General features: G+C 53.2%; 18 protein-coding genes and 7 pseudogenes. 17 read left to right on the top strand and 8 right to left on the bottom strand.

Going from position 1 to position 21,008, the window contains the following annotated elements; translation table 11 throughout:
* Positions 1–11: 11 nt before the first annotated feature.
* Positions 12–536 carry a helix-turn-helix transcriptional regulator gene (locus tag AC2A1E_RS19340; protein ID WP_484385095.1) on the top strand — a complete coding sequence of 175 codons (525 nt, stop codon included), beginning with the start codon at positions 12–14 and terminating at the stop codon, positions 534–536.
* 109 nt (positions 537–645) lie between these two features.
* Here the strand turns inward: AC2A1E_RS19340 and AC2A1E_RS19335 are convergent, their stop codons facing one another.
* A complete protein-coding gene (locus tag AC2A1E_RS19335) occupies positions 646–855 on the bottom strand; it encodes a hypothetical protein (RefSeq protein WP_484385094.1) in 210 nt (69 codons plus the stop codon).
* Between the two features lie 302 nt (positions 856–1,157).
* Here AC2A1E_RS19335 and AC2A1E_RS19330 point away from each other — a divergent pair.
* Positions 1,158–1,700 (top strand): annotated as a pseudogene (locus AC2A1E_RS19330) (IS110 family RNA-guided transposase); the annotation flags it as partial.
* Between the two features lie 402 nt (positions 1,701–2,102).
* Here AC2A1E_RS19330 and AC2A1E_RS19325 read toward each other — a convergent pair.
* Positions 2,103–2,511 (bottom strand): annotated as a pseudogene (locus AC2A1E_RS19325) (transposase); the annotation flags it as partial.
* Between the two features lie 339 nt (positions 2,512–2,850).
* On the opposite strand from AC2A1E_RS19325, the gene fimA reads away from it, so the two are divergent.
* From fimA to AC2A1E_RS19290, 7 genes are all read left to right on the top strand, one after another.
* Entirely contained in the window at positions 2,851–3,396 is a 546-nt protein-coding gene (gene fimA / locus AC2A1E_RS19320; protein WP_484385093.1) for a type 1 fimbrial major subunit FimA, read from the top strand.
* Between the two features lie 78 nt (positions 3,397–3,474).
* On the top strand, positions 3,475–4,017 hold the full coding sequence (locus tag AC2A1E_RS19315; RefSeq protein WP_484385092.1) for a fimbrial protein: 543 nt from the start codon (positions 3,475–3,477) through the stop codon (positions 4,015–4,017).
* A gap of 125 nt (positions 4,018–4,142) precedes the next feature.
* Entirely contained in the window at positions 4,143–4,808 is a 666-nt protein-coding gene (locus AC2A1E_RS19310) for a fimbria/pilus periplasmic chaperone (protein ID WP_484385091.1), read from the top strand.
* Positions 4,809–4,890: 82 nt separating this feature from the next.
* A complete protein-coding gene (locus AC2A1E_RS19305; RefSeq protein ID WP_484385090.1) occupies positions 4,891–7,530 on the top strand; it encodes a fimbrial biogenesis usher protein in 2,640 nt (879 codons plus the stop codon).
* Positions 7,531–7,552: 22 nt separating this feature from the next.
* On the top strand, positions 7,553–8,080 hold the full coding sequence (fimF, locus tag AC2A1E_RS19300) for a type 1 fimbrial adaptor subunit FimF (protein ID WP_071682395.1): 528 nt from the start codon (positions 7,553–7,555) through the stop codon (positions 8,078–8,080).
* 21 nt (positions 8,081–8,101) lie between these two features.
* Entirely contained in the window at positions 8,102–8,602 is a 501-nt protein-coding gene (gene fimG, locus AC2A1E_RS19295; RefSeq protein ID WP_484385089.1) for a type 1 fimbrial minor subunit FimG, read from the top strand.
* Between the two features lie 13 nt (positions 8,603–8,615).
* Complete coding sequence (locus AC2A1E_RS19290) at positions 8,616–9,536, top strand: fimbrial protein (RefSeq protein ID WP_484385088.1); 921 nt, start codon at positions 8,616–8,618, stop codon at positions 9,534–9,536.
* A gap of 438 nt (positions 9,537–9,974) precedes the next feature.
* On the opposite strand, the gene AC2A1E_RS19285 is transcribed toward AC2A1E_RS19290, so the two are convergent.
* From AC2A1E_RS19285 to AC2A1E_RS19265, 5 genes and pseudogenes are all read right to left on the bottom strand, one after another.
* Entirely contained in the window at positions 9,975–10,082 is a 108-nt protein-coding gene (locus AC2A1E_RS19285; protein WP_484385132.1) for a hypothetical protein, read from the bottom strand.
* A gap of 23 nt (positions 10,083–10,105) precedes the next feature.
* Positions 10,106–11,268 (bottom strand): annotated as a pseudogene (gene tnpC, locus AC2A1E_RS19280) (IS66 family transposase).
* A gap of 219 nt (positions 11,269–11,487) precedes the next feature.
* A pseudogene (tnpB, locus tag AC2A1E_RS19275) lies at positions 11,488–11,837 on the bottom strand (IS66 family insertion sequence element accessory protein TnpB).
* The gene (locus AC2A1E_RS19270; protein ID WP_484385087.1) at positions 11,834–12,247 is read right to left on the bottom strand and encodes a transposase; all 414 of its coding nucleotides are present in this window, start codon (positions 12,245–12,247) and stop codon (positions 11,834–11,836) included. Before AC2A1E_RS19270 ends, tnpB begins: the two are co-directional and overlap by 4 nt.
* A 145-nt stretch (positions 12,248–12,392) precedes the next feature.
* Positions 12,393–12,671 (bottom strand): annotated as a pseudogene (locus AC2A1E_RS19265) (DDE-type integrase/transposase/recombinase); the annotation flags it as partial.
* Positions 12,672–12,680: 9 nt separating this feature from the next.
* On the opposite strand from AC2A1E_RS19265, the pseudogene AC2A1E_RS19260 reads away from it, so the two are divergent.
* From AC2A1E_RS19260 to AC2A1E_RS19225, 8 genes and pseudogenes are all read left to right on the top strand, one after another.
* A pseudogene (locus AC2A1E_RS19260) lies at positions 12,681–12,973 on the top strand (transposase); the annotation flags it as partial.
* 412 nt (positions 12,974–13,385) lie between these two features.
* Complete coding sequence (locus AC2A1E_RS19255; RefSeq protein WP_484385086.1) at positions 13,386–13,934, top strand: fimbrial protein; 549 nt, start codon at positions 13,386–13,388, stop codon at positions 13,932–13,934.
* A gap of 44 nt (positions 13,935–13,978) precedes the next feature.
* Complete coding sequence (locus tag AC2A1E_RS19250; RefSeq protein WP_484385085.1) at positions 13,979–14,704, top strand: fimbrial biogenesis chaperone; 726 nt, start codon at positions 13,979–13,981, stop codon at positions 14,702–14,704.
* Positions 14,679–15,239 (top strand): fimbrial protein, encoded by a 561-nt coding sequence (locus AC2A1E_RS19245; protein ID WP_484385084.1) that lies wholly within the window; start codon positions 14,679–14,681, stop codon positions 15,237–15,239. Before AC2A1E_RS19250 ends, AC2A1E_RS19245 begins: the two co-directional genes overlap by 26 nt.
* Before the next feature lie 7 nt (positions 15,240–15,246).
* The gene (locus AC2A1E_RS19240; protein ID WP_484385083.1) at positions 15,247–15,966 is read left to right on the top strand and encodes a fimbrial biogenesis chaperone; all 720 of its coding nucleotides are present in this window, start codon (positions 15,247–15,249) and stop codon (positions 15,964–15,966) included.
* A complete protein-coding gene (locus AC2A1E_RS19235; RefSeq protein ID WP_484385082.1) occupies positions 15,963–16,697 on the top strand; it encodes a fimbrial biogenesis chaperone in 735 nt (244 codons plus the stop codon). The genes AC2A1E_RS19240 and AC2A1E_RS19235 overlap by 4 nt, the downstream gene beginning before the upstream one ends.
* Positions 16,698–16,762: 65 nt before the next feature.
* Positions 16,763–19,354: a fimbria/pilus outer membrane usher protein gene (locus AC2A1E_RS19230; RefSeq protein WP_484385081.1), complete on the top strand. Its 2,592-nt coding sequence runs from the start codon at positions 16,763–16,765 to the stop codon at positions 19,352–19,354.
* Between the two features lie 671 nt (positions 19,355–20,025).
* Positions 20,026–20,457 carry a hypothetical protein gene (locus AC2A1E_RS19225; RefSeq protein ID WP_484385080.1) on the top strand — a complete coding sequence of 144 codons (432 nt, stop codon included), beginning with the start codon at positions 20,026–20,028 and terminating at the stop codon, positions 20,455–20,457.
* 228 nt (positions 20,458–20,685) lie between these two features.
* On the opposite strand, the pseudogene mazF reads toward AC2A1E_RS19225, so the two are convergent.
* A pseudogene (gene mazF, locus AC2A1E_RS19220) lies at positions 20,686–20,972 on the bottom strand (endoribonuclease MazF).
* Positions 20,973–21,008 lie beyond the last annotated feature (36 nt).

Genomic DNA, 21,008 nt, shown 5'->3' with positions numbered 1-21,008 from the left:
TGGGTATGGTAATGAGTATTTATTTGCTTTCAGATAACATTTTTTTTCATGCTGGTTTAAATGCACTTGTTGAAAAGGATCATGGCATTTCAGTTGAGCTCGTCACTGCAAATCTTATGATAAGTAATCATATGTACGGTTCGGTTGATAAGGACGATATATTCTTGGTGGCAATGGACAGTTTTAGTAAAATGTTTTTTTCATTGGTGATGTTAGATTACTTGACAAGCAATACCTTTTTACTATCGTATAGCGATAGGGCAATGAGATTTGACGGCTTTTTATCTTTATCATCGACCAAGACGGATAGTAAATATATTAAAAGTATAGTAAATGGTGAGGCCATACCCACCCACCCCAAGTTGTGGCAGTTGACTCGCAAAGAGACGATAGTGTTGGGGTATCGACTTCTCGGTTTCGATGTGCATAGCGTGAGCCGTTTACTTACACTGAATATAAAAACAATTTATGCACATCAGGAAAATGCGTTAAAGAAAATTGGTGCCAGAACATTGTCTCACTTACACTTGCTATGAGTCGGATTTTGAGTGTTTTGAAGCCGCTGGGAAGTATTGCGCGTGCGATATTTTTCAGTTTTTAATCTTGAAGGACTTTCGATTACGTTACCGTAGGGATTTATTTGTATTAGGGTGTGGCTTTGTTAATGGAATGGTCGCCTCCCATCTCTTGTGCCACAGTGGGACGATAAATCGTCACTAATTGAACGGATCGGCCATCATGAACTTTAAAACTATTGGCATCGATTTGGCAAAAGAAGTTTTCGTGCGACCTGCAGGTCGTCTGAATTTCTGTTTCACAGGAGAGCGTACAGCCTGATGAAACCGGTTGTTCCATGAACCGTTCCCTGTTGGCGTGGTGGGTAAAGGAATGAGAAAGCGAACGCCCAGCTGTAATGGCCGGGATACGGGCTGCAACATGGCTTGACACGAAAGTGGGCAGACTTCCGCAAGGTCATTTATGGCGAGAGAATCTTGACTAATCGTTAAATGGGGAAAGCAGATGACGGCGAGCGACGTGCAAACGTACACAACTGGTGCACCCCGTACCCGGCATGGATGTGGGAACAGGCAAACTGGTCACACATTGAGGCTGGTTTGAAACGACTTAAGGTACGTATCGCCAAGGCAGATGGGGTACCTGAGCTTATGGAAGATGTGGATAACTCATTACCCGCCGTATTTCGTACACAGTTGAGTCTACTACAGCACCACATGGCGTACCTGTTCGATGTCATCGCTACACTCGACAAGCAGATTGAGCAGTGCTATTGGCAAAATGCTTTCTGCCAGCGTATCGGCAAGATCCCTGGTATTGGCCCTGTTACTGCCAGCGCGCTGATTGCGACCATTGGTAAAGCCAACAATTTCGAGAATGGCCGACAACTGGCTGCATGGCTTGGATTGGTTCCACGTCAGCACTCCAGTGGGGGTAAGCAAGTCCTACTCGGGATAAGCAAGCGGGGCGATACCTATTTGAGGACCTTGTTTATCCATGGTGCCAGGGTGGTGTTGCAGTCGGCCAAACGTAAACAGGATGCCTTATCGAACTGGGCTAACCGGCTAATGGCGCGCTTGAATAACAAAATTGCCTCGGTAGCATTGGCTAACAAGAATGCGCGGACGGTGTGGGTGCTCTTGGCAAAGCAGCGGGAGTATTGTGCACCAATAATAAGCGCTTAAGCGTCTTAGTCAGTATGACAGAAACAACACCACCGATTGCTCAGGCAAGCATGAAGTGATGGCAAAACAGGTCAGACCGCGATGGGGAAAACCCGGTTTATTCAAGGCTCCTGAAAGAGCGCTTTGTTGATAGAGGCCTCCATCAGGGACAGAGGTGTTTCACATCACCTCGGTAAAGTCCGGATCTATGGCTGCAATCGATGACCAGTAAAGCCACCACAACATATTTAGCTTTGCAAACAGGAGGTAACCATCTATGAATAAATCGAATTTCCGCGATTTTGAGGCACTTGGGAAGCAATCATTCTCTTGTAACTGATTGATTTATAGTTTGCGATTGCTTTTTTTGACCACACATACAAACAAAAGTGATTTATTCAACAACGCCTTAGGGGATGTCCCTTAACCCAATAGTCGCTTTAAAAACAACCGAACATAGCCTAATTTAAGTATGCAAAGGTAATTTCTGGCTGTTTTCTCCGAGTGTGTGGCAATGCGACGATGTTCTTTTAACATCCCAAAGCACTGCTCAACGACATTGCGTTTTTTTATACTGCTGGGTATCCAGTTTTCTGCGTCCATCTCGACTGGCTTTTTCATTCGATTTAAAATGTATAACTGCTTTTATACCTTTTATTTTCAAATAATTACGAAGATTCTGGTTCGAATAGCCCTTATCGGCTAGCACGGCGTTAGGACGGGACTTGAGGTGTCCACTTTTTCTGATAATCCCAACTCGGTTTAGCAAGGTTTTAGTATATTGACTCTCATGAGCTTGCCTACCGCTCAAGCAAAAGCTTATCGGCAGCCCCTATAGACGGTTTTCCATGACCTATAGCGTTCAGGTAAATCACGCTGGGGGTATCAACTGAGATATAATTCTAATTAATTAAATTAAAAAGATTTTAAATCTAACGTGTCAAATTTTTAGGGGGTAAAATTCATTTATCATTACCCGAACGATATATGAATACACTATCGCGAGACTCGTCTTATTGTATGTATTACGCAAGGGATATGCCTGTAACCTGTGTATGGCTTCTTTAAAGCTACATTCTAGGTTGTGTCATTCTTTTGTGATTTTTTAGCTCAACTAAACATTGCGTTAAAGTACATAAAGTTAATTCTGGAATTTGAAAGGATAAAGATTATGGAAATCAAGTCATTGGTAGCAGGGATCTTTGCTGTTGTTTCTGTGTCTGGTATGGCTAATGCCGCTACTACTATCGTCAACGGAGGCCCTATCCATTTTAAAGGGGAAGTCGTCAACGCAGCCTGTGCAATCGATGCAGGTTCTATTGGCCAGACAGTGCAATTGGGGCAGGTTAAAACAACTTCACTGGCTACCGCTGGTGATGTTAGCTCCGCTACCGGGTTCAACATCCAACTGAATGATTGTGATTCTACCGTTTCTAGCAAGGCATCTGTAGCATTCACCGGCACAGCGGTTAACGCTGCCTATCCTACCGCGTTGGCCCTGCAAAGCTCTTCGGCGGGTAACGCAACCAACGTCGGCGTTCAGATCCTTGATCGCACCGGTACTGCGTTAGCGGTTGATGGCGCTACCTTCAGTGCGGCTACTACGCTCTCTGACGGCACCGTTATTGTTCCATTCCAGGCTCGTTACATCGCGACCGGCTTAGCCACTGCCGGTATTGCCAATGCTGATGCGACCTTCAAGGTGCAGTATCAGTAAGCTGAATTAGCTTATCAAGGATGATGATGACAGGCCAGGGAGGCCTGATTTTCAGCTACCGGAGGCAAGGAGCGTGCAATGTGGAGAATGGGAGCGGGACTCCTGCTAACCCTGCTGTTGGTGGGGAAGTGCGTTGCTGACGATCGTTGGGAGGAACAACCTCTTGGTGGCCTGATGCGTTTTCAGGGTGAAGTGATCGCTGAGACCTGTTCGGTGGAAACCGGAGATCGCAACTTGACGGTATTGATGGGGAATATCACCACCGATCGGTTTCGTATGCCTGGCGATGAGGCCGATCCAGTCCCCTTTGATTTACATCTGCAGAACTGTACTACCGCGGTTAGCCGTAACGTGGGAGTGATGTTCCATGGCATGGCAGACAGCAATAATCCGCAGGTGCTTTCTGTTGGTGACGGGCCAGGTGTCGCCTCTGGTGTGGCTGTGGCGTTGTTCGACGACAGAGGCCGATTTATTCCACTCAATACTGCGCCGCGGTACTGGGTGCCGTTGCAAGAAGGGCCGGTGATCCTGCATTTCGTAGCGAAATACCGCGCCACCGGACAGCCGGTGAAAAATGGTTTGGCTAACGCTCAGGCCTGGTTCGCACTGACTTATCAGTAGACCTTGGCCGCAAGATGAAAAGTAATAGCGCTGCGAATGGTTGGCCCTTGGCCGGGCAGTGTTATGGAAGTCAGATCCTGATGGACGAGGTAAATGTGAGAACAATTTCTAAGGTTGGAAAGGCAATGTCCGTGCTGTTGTTGGCGGCGGGGCATGTGGGTATGGCAAACGCCGGAGTCGGCCTGGGTGCGACTCGGGTGATCTATCCTGCCGATCAGAAGCAGGTGACTTTGGGAGTCAGCAATAACGATGAGAAAAGTACCTATCTGATCCAATCCTGGGTAGAAAACGCCGATGGCCAAAAAGACGGTCGGCTGATTATTACGCCACCGCTATATTTGATGCAGGGAAAAAAAGAGAACACGCTGCGCATTATTGACGCGACCAATCAAAGCTTGCCGAAGGATCGGGAGAGCCTGTTCTGGGTTAACGTCAAAGCGATCCCCTCACTGGATAAATCACGCCAGGATGAGAACACCCTGCAATTGGCTATTACCAGCCGTATCAAACTGTTTTATCGCCCCAATGGGCTGAGTATTGCGCCAGACAAGGCTCCGGAGCAACTGCGTTTTAAACGTAGCGGCAAAGAGTTGACGATCGTCAATCCTACTCCCTATTTCATCACGCTGAGCGAGTTGAACAACGGCACGCGGCAGTTGGCAAACACCATGGTGTCGCCGATGGGATCGACCAATGTGGCGCTCCCCGCCGATGCAGGCGGCACGATTTCCTATCGGACGATCAACGATTACGGTGCCCAAACGCCGGTATTCAAGGGTGTGATGCAGTAAGGCCTGGAGCCGTCATCTACTTCATCAAGCTATAACCAGATAAATCAGGCAGCCGGGCGACCTGTATCGAACCGGAGGGATCATGCTATACCTGAAAAACGGCACGGAAAGTCGCAGATTGATAAACGATAACCACCAGGGTGCCCCCATCTTAAAGCTGACTTTAACGCCTTTAGCCTTGATGCTGTGGGCGCTATGTAGCGATGCATCGGCTCGAGCGGAAAATTACTTCAACCCTCGTTTTCTGGCTGACGATCCGGCGAAGGTGGCCGATTTGTCTGGGTTCGAAAAGGGACTTGAGGCGCCTCCGGGTATCTACCGTGTCGACATTTATATGAATGACGGGTTTATGTCGACCCGGGACGTCTCTTTCCGGCCCGATGCCGACAACAAGGCCTTGGTGCCTTGCCTGACTCGCAGCCAATTGGCCACCATGGGGGTTAATACCCTGGCGGTCCCGGGAATGGTCATCTTGGCATCGGAAGCCTGCGTACCCTTAACCTCGCTGATCAAGGAAGCCTCCACTGATTTTGACGTCGGGCGGCAGCGCCTGTCTATCAGTGTTCCCCAGGCTTACATGGGCAACTCTGCCCGTGGTTATATCCCGCCTGACCAGTGGCAAAACGGCATCACTGCCGGGTTGCTCAATTACAGCTTCACCGGCAGTAATGTCCGTAACAGCCAGTCGAGCAACAGCAATTACGCCTTCCTTAACCTACAAAGCGGCGTGAATCTGGGAGCCTGGCGGCTGCGGGATAATACGACCTGGAGCTACACCAGCGGCGGTGGTTCAAGTTCTAATCAAAACCGCTGGCAGCACGTCAATACCTATTTGCAGCGGGACATTGCGCTGCTGCGCAGTCGCCTGACGCTGGGTGACGGTTATACCTCAGGGGACGTTTTCGACGGTGCGAACTTCCGCGGTGTACAGGTGGCGACGGATGACAATATGTTGCCAGACAGCCAGCGAGGGTATGCTCCCGTGATCCGTGGAATTGCCCGTGGCACCGCCAGGGTCACGGTCAAGCAGAATGGATTCGAGGTGTACCAAACCACGGTGCCACCAGGCCCATTTACCATCGACGATCTGTCTGGATCGGGCAGCGGGGGTGACTTGCAGGTCAGCATTCAGGAAGCCGACGGCACGGCTCAGGTCTTTACCGTGCCCTATACGTCGGTTCCCGGGCTGCTGCGCCAAGGGCAGGTGAGATATACGGTGATGGTAGGGCAGTATCGCAGTGGCAACGATCAGCAAGAAAAACCTACCTTTGGCCAGGGTACCCTGATGTGGGGACTGGCCGACGGCTGGACGCTGTCTGGCGGTACTCAGCTTGCCGATCGCTATCGTGCGTTCAACCTTGGGGTGGCTAAAAACCTGGGCATTTTCGGCGCCGTGTCGTTTGACATCACCCAGGCTCGCGCCACCTTGCCGGATGACAGTACTCATCAGGGACAGTCGCTGCGTTTCCTTTATAACAAGGCATTAAACGAGTGGGGCACCAACCTGCAACTGCTCGGTTATCGCTATTCCACCAGCGGCTATTACGCGCTGGGTGACACGACCTGGCGCCAGATGAGCGGTTACAAGGCGGCAACCGATGAAGGGATTGTCGAACTTATGCCGAAACTTACCGATTACTACAATCTGGCCTACAACAAGCGTGGGCGGTTGCAGATGACGGTGACTCAGCAGGTTGGAGACAACGGCACCTTTTATCTGACCGGTAGCCACCAGACTTATTGGGGGGTTGGTAAGGCGGATGAACAACTGCAGGCTGGTTACAGCGGTACGCTGGAGGATATCACTTATACCCTCAGCTATAGCCTGACCAAAAATGCCTGGCAGGACGGACGCGACAATATGCTGGCCTTCAACATCAGCATCCCGTTCAGCCATTGGCTGCGTTCTGACAGCCAGTCTGCTTTCAACCGCTCCAGCGTCAGCTACAGCATCTCTGACGATCTGAGCGGCAGGATGATCAATCAGGCTGGGGTGTACGGCACGTTACTGGAGGATAACAACCTGAGTTACAACGTGCAGGCCGGTTACGCCGGAGGCGGAACGGGCACTTCAGGCGGGACGGGTAACACCTCGCTGAATTATCGAGGGGCTTCTGGCAACGCCAACGTGGGTTACAGCCGCAGCAGCGGTACCAGCCAACTGTATTACGGGCTGAGCGGCGGCGTGTTGGCGCATGAAAATGGCATCACCCTGAGTCAACCGCTGAACGACACCCTAATCCTGGTCAAAGCACCGGGGGCGGGTAACGTGTCGGTGGAAAACCAGAGCGGGATACGTACCGACTCGCGGGGGTATGCCGTACTGCCGTTTGCCATGGATTACCGGGAAAACCGCGTGGCGTTGAACCCTAATACGTTAGCAAACAACGTCGAGCTGGATGACGCGGTGGTCAGCGTAGTGCCGAATCACGGTGCGGTGGTGCTGGCCGATTTTAAAACCCATGTCGGGCTGAAGGTACTGATGACGCTGACCTATAACGGACAACCGTTGCCATTCGGGTCAGTGGTGTCCTTCGATAATGGTCGCTCTGGCAGCATTGTTGCCGACGGTGGGCAGGTCTATCTGACCGGGCTGCCACCAAGTGGCGAGGTGAAAGCCAAATGGGGCGAGGGTGCAGGCGAGCAATGCGTGACGAGTTACCAACTGCCGCCGGAAAGTCAGCAACGGGCACTTAGCTATCTAACGGCAGTATGCCGATGATGCCGGGCGGGAGAGGCGAGCAATGAGAATACAACTTTATAGCCTGTGTCTGCTGGCGCTGTTTAGCACCAGGGTAACGCAGGCCGCGGACAGCACCATCGCCATTAACGGTTACGTTAAGGACAATGCCTGCTCAATAGCTCCGGGGTCACAAAGTTTTGTGGTGGATCTGATGAGTAATGCGGCTAAGCAGCTGCATCGGGTAGGAGCGACGACGCCAATGGTGCCGTTCAGCATCGTGCTCGATAAATGCGGTGGTTCAGCCATCGCGGTGAAAACGGGTTTCACTGGCGGGGCAGACAGCGACAATCTGACGTTGCTGAAAATCGACGGTGGGGCCGGTGCTGCAGCCGGCATGGGCATACAGATCCTCGATAACAACGGCAATGCCATTGCTCTCAATGAGATCTCGAGTGGGTTGAACTGGTCAAACATTACCGCCGGGCAATCCAATACGCTGTATTTCTATGCGCGCCTGATGGCGACCCGTGCCCCGGTGACTGCCGGGCAGGTTAGAGCGACGGCAAACTTCACCCTGGAATTTCAGTAACCGGAGAAAAGAGCTATGAACATGAGCAAGCTGGTTCCGATCGCAGGGTGGTTACTGATGGTGGTACTCCCTCTGGCGCATGCGGCAGATGTCAACATCACCATCAATGGCAAGGTGGTGGCAAAGCCCTGCACGGTATCCACCGTGTCTACCACGGTAGAGCTGGGTGATTTGTATACCTTCAACCTGCTGGCGGCAGGCGACACTTCGCCATGGCACTCGGTGACATTGAACCTCACCAACTGCCCAGTAGGGACCTCAAAGGTGACCGCGACCTTTTCCGGTACGGCCGATAGCACCCGGAACTATTACGCCAATCAGGGCGCGGCCCGCAGTATTGCGTTGCAGCTGGCCGATAGCGGCGGGGTAAATCTGCCCAACGGCAGTACCAAAGTCGTGGCGGTGAATGACGCATCGCTGGCCGCCAGCCTGGTTTTGCAGGTAAGGGCCATCACGCCCAGCGGCAATGTGACGCAGGGTTCGATTCAATCCCTGATCAACGTGACTTACACCTATTCCTGATGATGAAAAACATATGAAAGACTTAATCTGCGTATTTCTGAAATATCTGGGTGCAGCTGCGCTCTTGATTGGCTATTCATCCAGTGCCTATGCCTTCGCTTGCCAAACTCCGGCCGGTGGGTTTATCCCTATCGGTGGCGGCAGCGCCAACGCGTTTGTTGATTTGACTCCGCAGATCGGGGTTGGCCAAAACCTGATCGTTGATTTGTCCCGTCAGATATCCTGCCGAAATGATTATCCAGATACTCGAATAGACTACGTTTCTCTGCAAAGAGGTTCGGCCTATGGTGGCGTACTGGCAAGTTTCACCGGTAGCTTTGTGTATGACGGTACCTCTTACCCATTCCCGACGACTTCTGAAACCAAGACCGTTACCTATGAAGACACTACGAGGATGACGCCATGGCCCGCCGTGCTTTATCTCACGCCTATCAGTACCGCAGGTGGAGTGGCGATAACCAGTGGTTCTTTGATTGCGGTATTAAATATGCATCAAACCAATAACGTGGGGGAGTCGCATTCGTATATTTGGAATATCTATGCCAGCAATAGCGTGGTGATCCCAACTGGTGGCTGTGATGTCTCTTCCCGCGATGTCACCGTGAATCTACCAGAATACCCGGGAACGGTGTCGATTCCGTTGACGGTACGCTGTGCCCAGAGCCAAAACCTGGCCTATTACCTGACCGGGCCAACCATGGATGCCGCATCCACGATTTTTGCCAACACCGCCTCAGCGCCGGTGGCTCAGGGAATTGGTATTCAGGTTGCCAACCGCAATGGTGTTATTGCCACCAACAGGAACGTCGCGCTGGGTACCGTCGGCAGTTCTGCAGTCAGTTTAGGTTTGACCGCCAACTATGCACGCACGACCGGTCAGGTAGTGGCGGGTAACGTCAAGGCTGTGGTGGGTGTGACCTTTTTGTATCCTTGAATGTGTGTTTTAACACGACCTCAAGCCTGGCGGGACGGCACTATACCCAAAATAATTCGAGTTGCTTGTAGGCGGCCAGTCCAGTCCGAGAGTCGCCAGGAGCATAGATAACTATGTGACTGGTGCGAACGGACGCAGCCAACACCCAAGCAACTTGAAGTATGAAGGGTATAGACACTAATGAAATGGACACCTCTCCATAATCGGCTTCAATGAGCCATGCTATCAGTGTGTGCCAACAGCAAAATGAAAGAGGTGTCCAATGGAACAAATTATCGGAATCGATCCGGCAAAGTGTAGTGGATCACAAAATCAGGACATCCTCGTAGCCTTTTTCCACTGCTCTTCGTATTCACAGGGCGGTAACCCACCATTGTGCCGATGGGGGTGTAATGTGTTGTAATAACCGTAAGGGATCAGTGAGTGCCGTATTGACGGCTATTTATTGGTGAGGTCAACATTCCAGGGCAGTAGCTCAGCCACTTTATTGGAAAGCCACTCCAGCAGTATGCTTAGGATATGGCGAAGGTAAGCCTCCGGATCGATGCTATTAAGCCTGCACGTACCGATCAGACCGTACAGCAGTGCACCGCGCGTTCTGCAGCATTGTTATCAGCTTCTGCAAGACCGTCATCGCAGTAGTAGCATAGGGCATCCCAATGGTTCAGGACATGAGCGAACGCCTTTTCGACAGCGTGGCGCTTTTCTCCACCAACCAGTCATGCAAGGATATCAGCAGCGGCTTACTCTGGGACTGCCTGGCTACCAGCCGCTCAGTTGCAGGGACGCCGCGTATGGCTTCTTCGATTGCGTACAGCTCACCGATACGTTTCAGGGCTTCCTCTGCTGTCGCCGTTTGAGTACTTATATAGACGTCGTGGATTTTTCTGCGCGCATGGGCCCAGCAAGCAGCTTCGATTAACGGACTACCTTTACGTTCTGCGCTGAACAACCGATCGTAGCCTGCGAAGGCATCCGCCTGCAGCACACCATTATAGTGCCGAAGATGTTGCTGAGGATGTTTCCCCTGCCGGTCTGGCGAGAAGGCGAACCATGCCGCTGGCGGATCTGATGAACCTGCGCTTCTGTCATCACGTACATATGTCCAGATGCGTCCGGTTTTCGTCTTCTTCCTGCCCGGTGCCAGTACTGGCACCGGGGTGTCATCCGTATGCAGTTTGTGGCAGTCCATCACGTAGTGGTAAATGGCTTCATGCAGCGGGGCCATTAACCGACAACAGGCATTCACCCAGTTGGAGAGCAGAGCCCGGCTCAGATCCACGCCCTGGCGGGCAAAGATTTCGCATTGCTGATAGAGCGGCAAGTGTTCGCAGTATTTGGCCGTTAACACGCGGGCCAGCAGACCCGGCCCGGCGATACCCCGATCGATGGGGCGTGATGGCGCAGGCGCTTCAACGATGCAGTCGCATCGGGTGCAGGCCTTTTTCACCCTGACCGTGCGGATCACTTTCAGAGCGCTGACTTCACTGAGGTAGGCCATATCACTACCGCAACCAGGACAGCAGGTTTCGACTGGCTCCAGTCTGTTTATTTCGCGGGGAAGATGTTCCGGGAGAGGACGGCGGTGGCGGGACTGGCGAAGCTGGCGCGGAACCTGCGGATCGTTATCCCGACCGTTGTAACGATCGCTTTGCTGCTCCTGCTGTTTCAGTAGGGCTTCTGCGTCTTCAACCTGTCGGCGCAGCTTTTCTGAACGGGTACCGAACAGCATCCGACGCAGTTTTTCTATCTGTGCCCGCAGATGCTCTATTTCGCGCTCTTCGTTCTCTATTTTCTCTTCAGCGCGGGCCAGCGCCGAGCGCAGGAACGACTCAGTCTCTGCAACGAGGCTAAGTTGGCTGTCTTTCTGGCGAAGTGCGTCTTCCAGCGCGGCGATACGGGCAAGATAGTCCTGATTCATGACCCCATTTATAATGCGGCCATGCTCTTTTTAGAACATTGTCAGTGAGTTAAGGCGAGCTGTTTTGGGTTGGCGCCAGTCCAGCTTATCGATGAGCATGGCGAGTTGTGAGCGGGTGATAGCGATTTTACCATCGCGTACAGCAGGCCAGATGAACAGGCCTTCTTCCAGCCGCTTGGTAAACAGGCACAGGCCGTCAGCATCAGCCCAGAGGATTTCACGGTGTCACCTTTGCGGCCACGGAAGATAAACAGGTGGCCGGAGAACGGATTTTCATCAAATGCATGCTGTACCCGTTCGCCCAGACCATTGAACGATTTACGCATATCGGTGACGCCAGCAACCAGCCAGATACGGGTGCCTGACGGGAGGGATATCATTGGCTTCTCCCGGTCAGTTCGCGGAGCAGCACGGCCAGCAACTCTGGTGACGGGTTCTCAAGTGTCATTTTGACATGGCGGAACTCAACACAACAGGAGGTAGCCTTCAACGCTGAGAACTGACCCAGATCAGTGTCCGTCTCACCTATTGGTGCTGGATCAGGTATCACCTCGAGAGGCAGCATAGTCGGTGATGATGAAGATTCGACTGTTGCCGGAAGGCGTCGTGATATACGGCCTTCATCCTGGCAAAGTCGTAACCATTTGAAGATAATGTTGTCGTTGACGCCGTTTTCACGAGCGATCTGAGCAACGCAGGCACCGGGACGGGAAGCCAGTTCGACCATATGAAGCTTGAAGTCATTGGGATAATTTTTACGGGGTTCTTTTCGCCAGGATTGGGGTTCCATACTGAGATGTCCGTCTGTACAGGTGGACGTCTAAGTTACCAGTATTGGCTTAATGGCTACATACGGCGCTGGTTTTACGCTTACTAATAACCTTGTATCCATTCACTGACATCTCGTACCGCATGATGGATCCTACGGAGAGTCATTCACTTTTCAGGCTTCGGAACACTCTTTCCATTGGTGAATTATCCAGACAATTTCCCCTGCGGCTCATGCTCTGCATCACTCCGTTCCTCCACAGTAACTGCCTGTATTTTTTACTCCTGTACTGCCCTCCCTGATCCGAATGAAACAGCAACCGCCTTTTCCTTTGTCGCGTCTCCAGTGCATTACGCATGGCTCGACACACCAGATCTGCATCCGGGGGTGACGATATTGCACTGCCCACTATCCGACGGGAGTAAAGGTCGAGCACCAGTGCCATTTAGCTATATTACGTTGCCCATATCGGCGAGCGAAAACTGTCACACTCATCGTTGATAACCACATCATCCGCAAAAGCCGTAAAGCGGAATACTGGTTGGAGAAAAACAAGAAGTTCCGGTTGTTGTTCTTACTAACCTACTCGCCATGGCTGAATCGAATAGAGTTGTTGTGGCTATCGCTACACAAAACCATAACGCGGAACCATCAGTGCAATACATGTGGCAGTTACTGGAGCAGGTAAAACAGTTTATGAATGCAGCCTCGCCTAACCAACACGGGTTGGCTAAAGTTGAACGGTAATATGCAAAGCTGTTTTAATTTTCTGCTGGCTTTTATTTTGGTGTAAAACCCCATTTCAATCATTTTTTTGTAATTTAAATCTAATAATTTATTATTTTTTAGAATTTAAATCTAATTTAAGCTTGCTTTTCGATATATGTATCTAGTGTGGGATGTTTGTCTTACTATATTTCTCGAACCCAAGATGTATGTGCCCAGCCTAATATACGACTTGTAAAAAATAAGTCGTAAGTGAGGTTGTCTTTTTTTTGTCTTGTTTTGTAGTCCATTAGAATTGCGTTAACACGCAACGAAAGAATGAACCATAAGAAGTCAGGATTTAAGAAGGTGCTTCATCTGTTCAAATACTCGTGGCTAATAATCAGCTACGAAATGATTTTATTAACTTTAATATATAACCAAGGAATTGATTATGCGTAAGTCTATTTTTACTCTGGCTCCGGTTGTTGCTGCTCTGTTAGCAGGAGCTGGCGTAGCTCAGGCCGCATCTAACTCTCAGATGACCATTACCGCCAACGTTGTAGCGGCGACCTGTGACGTTTCTCTCTCCAATAGCAACCTGGACCTGGGTAACTATTCCAAGTCTGCTTTCAGCGCTGTGGCTACCCCGGTTGCCGGCAGTGTAAAAACCTTCACTGTGGGCCTGAGCAACTGTGAAGCGCCATTGGCCGCGGGCGACAAGGCAAACTTGATCGTCACTGGTCAGACACTCGCGGGCAACCCGAACATCTTTAACAGCACAGGCACCAATACTGGCGTCATGCTCAGTGAAGCAGCCACGCCAACAAACTACATCACCAATGGCCAGAAATTGGAGGTGGCGACCGCAGCTGCAACCCCCGCTGCAGGCGATTTCGACGCGAAAACTTTGACTCTGCAGGCAGGTCTTGCCTCCACGTCAACCACACCCAATATCGGTATGGTTAGCGCGCCGATCCTGTTCAGCTTCGCCTACAACTGATGTGTTCAAGCGGGCCGATGGCCCGCCTTTTCAGGATCCGCAATATGACGCGCTTTATCTCCCTGTTTTCTCTGCTAGTAGTCCTGCTGGGTGCGCCGCTGACAGGCTCGTCCGCCGGGTTTGGCATTAATGCCACTCGCCTGATTTACCCTGAAGGGGCCAGCAGTATCAATGTCGCGGTACGTAACACCCTTAACCACGAACCGTACCTGGTAAAAACGGCTGTCAGCGGTCAACAGGATGCAGAGACCCCTGCCCCGTTCACCGTGACACCGCCGCTGTTCCGTCTGGAGCCTCAAAGCACCAATCAGTTACGTATCGCTTTTACCGGCCAGCCGCTGCCTGGCGATCGGGAGTCGGTGTTTTATTTGCATGCCACCGCTATTCCGACCAGTACGCAAAGGGACCCGGCTCAGCAGCGCAATGACATTCAGGCCCAACTGCGTTTCGGCGTGGGCAGCATCATCAAGCTGTTCTATCGGCCTGCGAGCCTGAGTGGATCCTCTGCCGCTGCACAAAAAGGGTTGCAGTTCTCCCGTGTAGCTGGGGGGCTGAAGGTGAGCAATCCCTCTCCCTATTTTGTCAGCCTGGCCGACTTGACGGTGAATGGGCAACAACTGGCTCTGGACACACCTGCTGCACTCATGCTCCCCCCTTTCGGCAACCATATCTGGCCGGTTAAAACCCAGTTGGCAACCGGCAAGCGGGTACAGTGGCAGACCATTAATGATACCGGGGGCACCGATGCGTTCAGCGCAACGTTACCTTGAGACCGTGCTTGCTGTAGTGGTGGCAGGTGGTGTAGTCGTATCCGCCCCGGTGCAGGCCGTGACGTTGGATTTCACCGCCGTGCTGACCAATGGCACCTGCACGCTTAGCCTGGATAAAAGCACACTGCCTTTGGGTGCAATCGCTAAATCCCGGTTGCGCCCGTACCAGTTGGTTGCTCCACAGCCCTTTACCCTGTCCGTGCAGGACTGTACCGGTTCTGCGGTCGGCAGCCTTAAGCCTGTCGTGACTATCGCCGGCACCGGCACAACCCAAGACAGTAAATGGCTGTTTCGCAATGCCGGATCGGCGGCGAATACTGGGATCTTGGTGATCCAGAGTGCCACCTTGCCGGATTACAGCCAGCCCGAAGTCAAAAACAACAGCGTGATTTCACTGGCGAACCCCGGACAGATACCGGTCAACCAGACGTTTACCTTTTATGCCGGTGCCAGTTGTGGCGGCAGCACCGGGTGTGCCACGGTCACGACCGGTGACGTGACGGCCACGCTGATGTTTACGTTTGCCTATCAGTGAGGACCCGATGACACAGCGATTTCATCAGGTGCTATCAAGCATGCTGCTCACGTTCAGCCTGTCTGCACAGGCCGGAAGCGGCGGTATCAGCCTGGGACAGACACGCGTTATTTTTTCTTCAGCGGATAAAGCGCAAATGCTCACCGTCAGCAATAGCGGGCAACAGGCTTATCTGGTCCAGGCCCGAGTCCAAAGCGGCCCGGATGATACGACTCCCGCGCCGTTTATCGTTACACCCCCGCTGTTCTCGCTACAAGGTGATAGCCGCCAACTGCTACGGCTGTTGCCGCAGGGTGCCACGCTGCCCTCCGATCAGGAATCGCTGTTTTATCTCTCTATCTCGGCCATTCCTGCACAGGCTGAACCCGTAACGGCGGCCGATCGGCTGTCGGTAGGGGTACGTTTCGTGATCAAGCTGTTTTATCGCCCGCAAGGGTTGGCGTTGCCCGGTGACAACACCCCTTGCCTGTTGACGTTCAAGCGTGAAGCGCACGGCATGCGGGTCATCAATCCCACCGGCTATTTTCAGACCCTGGGGATGCTGGCCGTTGACGGGCATACCGTGGCGCTAGACCAACAACCAGCTATGGTGCCTCCGCACAGCACTATCACCCTGGCCGTTGATGGGGCGGTGAATAAGGTGGCTTGGCAGACGCTCACCGACTATGGCGGGCTCTCCAAGTCCTGCCAGCAGACAAGCTCAGCCACCACGGAGACCACACCATGAAATACCTGATTTATCTTCTGATGGCCCTATGCCTGTTGGTCAACAAAATGGCCCTGGCACAGGCTCAGGACAACGTGTCACAGGGGATTTCTTTTTACGTGCTGCGGGTGATTTACCCGGAGGGCGAAAAGCAGGGCGTAACGTTGACCGCTTACAACAAAAGTCCGGCACCGTACCTGATGCAATCATGGATCCGCCCCGTCGATCCGGCCACTGGGGACGTAGACCTGAGCTGGCATGGCACCCCAGTGATGCCGTTTATTGTCACGCCGCCGCTGGCTCGCCTAGAAGCGAAAGGTGAACTGGCGCTGCGTATCCGGCGCAACGATATGCCGCTGCCTAATGACCGCGAGTCGGTGTTTTTCATCTCCATGAAGGCGCTGCCCACCCAGCAGCCCGCCGGTGAGCAAATGGTGATGACGGTCGTGAGCAATATCAAACTGTTTTACCGCCCGGCTGGATTGGTGAAACGCGCCGTGGCAGATATGGCCCCGAAGCTGACCTTCAGTCGGGCAGGCAATCAATTGACAGCGACCAACCCGACCCCCTACTGGCTCACCTTCTCCCGCCTTGCGGTGGGGAATGTGGCGTTGGACAAACCAGCTCTGCGCCTGATGGTACCGCCTTTCGGCAAGCAGTCTTACACCCTGCCCGCCACCGCGAGCGGGAAAGTCAACTGGCAGTTGATTGATGAAGATGGCTGGGATACCCCGGTTGCCCAACAGGATTGACGATTTCTCCCTTCCTGGCTCGCTCGCTACGGGGAGCCACGTTCTTTCAGACGGATAGGATAACCATGAAAATTCACCCTCTTGCCCTTGCTCTTTCCCCACTCCTGGTGGGCAGCGCATTGATTGCAGGCACGTCTCCAGCCTGGGGCCGCGACTACTTTGACCCGGCGCTGTTGTCGCTGGGTGGTGGCTTGGAAGCCGTCACCGACCTGAGTGCGTTTGAAAGCGCCGGACAGACCCCACCGGGGACTTATCTGGTGACGGTGCTGGTCAACCGCAGCGAGCGTGGTCAATACCGCGTCGTGTTCACGCCGGGTGACAAGGGCCTGGTCAGCCCGGAATTGACCCCGGCCTTCCTGGCGGAGATGGGGATCAATACCCCCGCATTGCCCGCTTTTGGCGGGTTGCCGGTCGACAAGCCTGTCAGTGACCTGGCCACGCTGATCCCTGATGCACGGGTGCACTTTGATTTTCAGCAACAGCGTCTGGAACTCAGCATTCCCCAGGTGGCGATGAAGCCGGATGCCGGCAGCACAGTGGATCCAGCACTGTGGGACTACGGTGTACCGGCCCTCCTTTTCAACTACAGCCTCAATGGCGGACACAGCCGCCAGGACGGGCAGAGGGGCCAAGCCACCAGCGAGCAGACCAACCTGTTTCTGGGGCTGCACAACGGATTGAACTGGCAGGCGTGGCGCCTGCGCAGTGACATGACCTACACATACAATAACAGCCGCAGTGGCTATGGCGACACGCAACACAATCAGCAAACCCGTTTCTCAAATACCTATCTGCAACGCGATATCCAGGCCTGGCGTTCGGATGTGCTAGTTGGAGAGAACAACACCGGCAATGACGTTTTCGACAGTATTCCGTTTCGCGGGGTCCAATTGAGCTCCAGCGAAGACATGCTGCCGCTCAGCCTGCGTGGATTTGCTCCGGTGATCAGCGGCATTGCGCAGAGCAACGCACGGGTTACCGTCAGCCAGAACGGTAACGTGGTGTACCAGGCGTATGTTGCTCCGGGACCGTTTCGGATTAATGACTTGTACCAGACCGGACAAGGGGGAGACTTGACGGTCACTGTGACCGAAGCGGATGGCAACGTACGTACCTGGACCCAGGCTTTCTCGGCGCTGCCGGTGATGCAACGTCCGGGGGGGGGGAAGTACGAACTGACCGCTGGGCGCTATAATGGCGGCATCACCACCGGCTCCAGAGAGGCCCATTTTGCATTGGGCACCCTAATTTACGGGCTGCCCCATGACATCACGCTGTACGGCGGCGGGTTGATAGCGGAGAAATACGCCTCGGCGGTGGCGGGCAGCGGGATTTCGCTGGGGGATTTTGGCGCCATATCGGCGGACATGACTCTCTCATCGGCCCGCATGTATGACGAAAGACAGAGCGGCCAGTCATACCGGGTACGTTATGCCAAAAGCCTGCTCAGCACGGGCACCTCGGTGGATCTGACCGCTTATCGTTACTCCACCCGACACTATTACAACTTTGCCGACTTCAATAACAGCGGTTATCAACTCAGTGAAGGCCAGGTGCCCTGGGCACTGGCCCGACAACGTTCGGATTTCCAGGTGCGGATAACCCAGCAACTGGGGGATTTTGGATCGCTGTACCTGTCGGGTGCACGCAGTGATTACTGGGGCGATGAGCTGGTGAACAATACCCTATCGGCGGGTTACAACGGCAGTTGGCACGGTGTGAGCTATGGCCTGGCCTACAGCGTTGACCGGATAAAATCCGGCGGAGATTGGCCGCAGAACCGCCAGTTGGCGTTCAATATGCAGGTACCGTTCAGCCTGTTCAGCGCGCAGCCCGCCCTCAACCGCAGCTACGCCAGCTACCAGATGACGCACGACAGTGAAGGCCGCATGCGGCAACAAGTGGGAGTGAGCGGCTCGGCGGCGGAAGATCGCCTGTCCTACAGCCTGATGCAGGGGTGGAGTAACAACAACCAAAGTGGTAACGGGGGCAGCACCGGCAACCTGAATCTGGGGTGGCAGGGGAGCCAGGGCATGGTCAGCGCCGGGTACAGCCACAGCAGCCGCTATAATTCACTGAATGTGAGTGGTAACGGGGGGCTGGTAGTCCACCCTAACGGGGTGACGCTAAGCCAGCAACTGGGCAACTCGGTGGCAGTGGTCCGCGCACCGGGCGCTGCTGGGGTGAGCGTGATGAACGGCGGGATCCGCACAGACAGCCGCGGGTATGCGGTGGTGCCGTACCTGTCGCCTTACCAGAACAACACAGTGAGCCTGAACCCGTCGACGCTGCCTGAAGATGTCGATCTGCCTCAGAGCAGCACCAATGTCTACCCCACCAAAGGGGCTGTGGTAGCGGCCACGTTTACTCCACGTACTGGCTATCAGGCGCTGATAACCCTGACCCAGGCTGGCATACCAGTACCCTTCGGTACGCTGGTGACACTGACCGATGAAGGCGCGGAGATCAACAGCGGCATCGTGGGTGATGCAGGCCAGGTGTATCTGAGCGGGTTGCCGGAACAGGGAAAATTGCGCGCGGTGTGGGGCCGTGGGGCTGCACAGCAGTGCCTGGCCCACTTAAACCTGAACAAGGCAGCAGTATCAGCAAACAATCCGGTGCGCATGCTGAATGTGCAATGTGAGGAAGGACAGTGATTAAACAACGTTTAATAAAGACAGCATCATGCGGTATCACCAGCATGGCATTAATGGTGACCCTTGCGACTCCCGTTTTGGCGGAAACCATCACCATCGGCAAGGGGACGGGGATCCTCTGGGAGGGGCTGCCGTTTAACGAGACATTGAGTGGTCCTCTTAATAATTCGGCACTTAATCCCATATACGGACTCTTGTCAATCTCTAAGTCTACTTACGAATGTATGTTCTCAAGGGATTTGAAAAACATTGGTGGTTATCTTGTCTACCCGCTGCCCGGGGTTCCTGGAGTTGGATTGATACCTCGGGCCTCGGGTATTGTCACCTATACCCGATATGACGATTCACCGGGGCAATTGACCGCCACCATTGGGCTGCCGCAAACCAGAGGCTCCTCAACGTCACAAGGGAGTATTAACTCACCATCAGGTCGGCCTTGGTGCTTGTCCCCTATGTCGTCTTCGAATACTACATTTTACTCGGCATTAGGAGCTCGTACGGCGAATATATCAGGTACCTGGGTGCTGGTGGCTGACGGTACCCAGCGAGCTGGAGAGGTTAATGTTCCACCCATGTATTTGGGCAGCTTTTCGCAAGATATCCAGGGTGATAGAATTACCTCTATACTGCCCTCCAATATTTCCCTGCGCATCTCCACGCTGGAATGTAGCGTGAATACCCCGACAGCCATTGACTTCGGATCGGTCAATCGTAATACCCAGGCCAATGCGGAACTGGCGTTGAAGCCCGTGCAACTGGCTGTCACCTGCGGGCAGCCTACCGACCAGATAAATGCCAATATCAATCTGCAGTTCCGTGCCATCAGTGGTCTGTACGGCAATGCCGCTACAAGGCTGGCATTAAACCTGGGGGGAGGCTATATCACCGGGGAAATTAATAACGGGGTGACCGGCAGTGGCGACTGCAAGGCCACAACCGGCTTACGCTTTGATAATTCCCCCATAAAACTGGGCAGTATCACCAGTGCGGAAAGCAGCAAAACCTTGACCAACCAGCTCACCTGGCGACTGTGTTCGGGAGGCAACAGCGTGCCAACCGGTGCGGTCACGGCTTCAACGGAAATGCTGGTGACGTTTAACTGAGCTGCATTTGGCGCTGCTGATGGTTGGGTGGTTTTCCAACCGTCAGCGTATTGATGTATAACAGGTAAGACGCTCAATTGCCAACGGCAATGTTTTACCCAGTGCGTTTCTTACTTTACTCAGGGTTTCTCCGAACTCCAGAAAAATGCCGTGCAAAGCATTTATCGACATGATTTTACAGGGATACCCATTCTGGCGTTCAGACAACTTACCCTCAACGAGTATCTCTTAGCCGATTAGCGTCTTAGCTTTCGCTCTAATCTCTGCCAGTTCAGCAGGTGTCACCACACCTTTTTTGGTTATCTTTCTCGCTCTCCAGTCAACACCGGTCACTTGGTCGGCAAGGGCTACGTTTTCACGGTTGCCCGATAATTCCACCTCAAAAGGGTAACCTTTGTGGTACAGGGAACACAAAGCAGCAGGCCAACGGGATTATTATAAGAAAAAGGGCTAAGCACAACGATTGTGCGGTAACCTCTCTGTTCGTGACCTGCGCGCTGCATCCACTTTAAAATGATAGTGTTACAATAACCGTATCCTGGTAATTTCCC

The sequence above is a fragment of the Serratia sp. HNCC26DJ206 genome (assembly GCF_057180605.1).
Note: the sequence above shows the minus strand (reverse complement) of the source record. Positions and strands in the feature narration are given on the sequence as shown.

Excerpts from the sequence above, each read along its gene's own strand:
- AC2A1E_RS19340 (WP_484385095.1), top strand. The coding sequence starts at position 12 with ATGAGTATTTATTTGCTTTCAGATAACATTTTTTTTCATGCTGGTTTA.
- AC2A1E_RS19335 (WP_484385094.1), bottom strand. The coding sequence starts at position 855 with ATGGAACAACCGGTTTCATCAGGCTGTACGCTCTCCTGTGAAACAGAA.
- fimA (WP_484385093.1), top strand. The coding sequence starts at position 2,851 with ATGGAAATCAAGTCATTGGTAGCAGGGATCTTTGCTGTTGTTTCTGTG.
- AC2A1E_RS19315 (WP_484385092.1), top strand. The coding sequence starts at position 3,475 with ATGTGGAGAATGGGAGCGGGACTCCTGCTAACCCTGCTGTTGGTGGGG.
- AC2A1E_RS19310 (WP_484385091.1), top strand. The coding sequence starts at position 4,143 with ATGTCCGTGCTGTTGTTGGCGGCGGGGCATGTGGGTATGGCAAACGCC.
- AC2A1E_RS19305 (WP_484385090.1), top strand. The coding sequence starts at position 4,891 with ATGCTATACCTGAAAAACGGCACGGAAAGTCGCAGATTGATAAACGAT.
- fimF (WP_071682395.1), top strand. The coding sequence starts at position 7,553 with ATGAGAATACAACTTTATAGCCTGTGTCTGCTGGCGCTGTTTAGCACC.
- fimG (WP_484385089.1), top strand. The coding sequence starts at position 8,102 with ATGAGCAAGCTGGTTCCGATCGCAGGGTGGTTACTGATGGTGGTACTC.
- AC2A1E_RS19290 (WP_484385088.1), top strand. The coding sequence starts at position 8,616 with ATGAAAGACTTAATCTGCGTATTTCTGAAATATCTGGGTGCAGCTGCG.
- AC2A1E_RS19270 (WP_484385087.1), bottom strand. The coding sequence starts at position 12,247 with ATGGAACCCCAATCCTGGCGAAAAGAACCCCGTAAAAATTATCCCAAT.
- AC2A1E_RS19255 (WP_484385086.1), top strand. The coding sequence starts at position 13,386 with ATGCGTAAGTCTATTTTTACTCTGGCTCCGGTTGTTGCTGCTCTGTTA.
- AC2A1E_RS19250 (WP_484385085.1), top strand. The coding sequence starts at position 13,979 with ATGACGCGCTTTATCTCCCTGTTTTCTCTGCTAGTAGTCCTGCTGGGT.
- AC2A1E_RS19245 (WP_484385084.1), top strand. The coding sequence starts at position 14,679 with ATGCGTTCAGCGCAACGTTACCTTGAGACCGTGCTTGCTGTAGTGGTG.
- AC2A1E_RS19240 (WP_484385083.1), top strand. The coding sequence starts at position 15,247 with ATGACACAGCGATTTCATCAGGTGCTATCAAGCATGCTGCTCACGTTC.
- AC2A1E_RS19235 (WP_484385082.1), top strand. The coding sequence starts at position 15,963 with ATGAAATACCTGATTTATCTTCTGATGGCCCTATGCCTGTTGGTCAAC.
- AC2A1E_RS19230 (WP_484385081.1), top strand. The coding sequence starts at position 16,763 with ATGAAAATTCACCCTCTTGCCCTTGCTCTTTCCCCACTCCTGGTGGGC.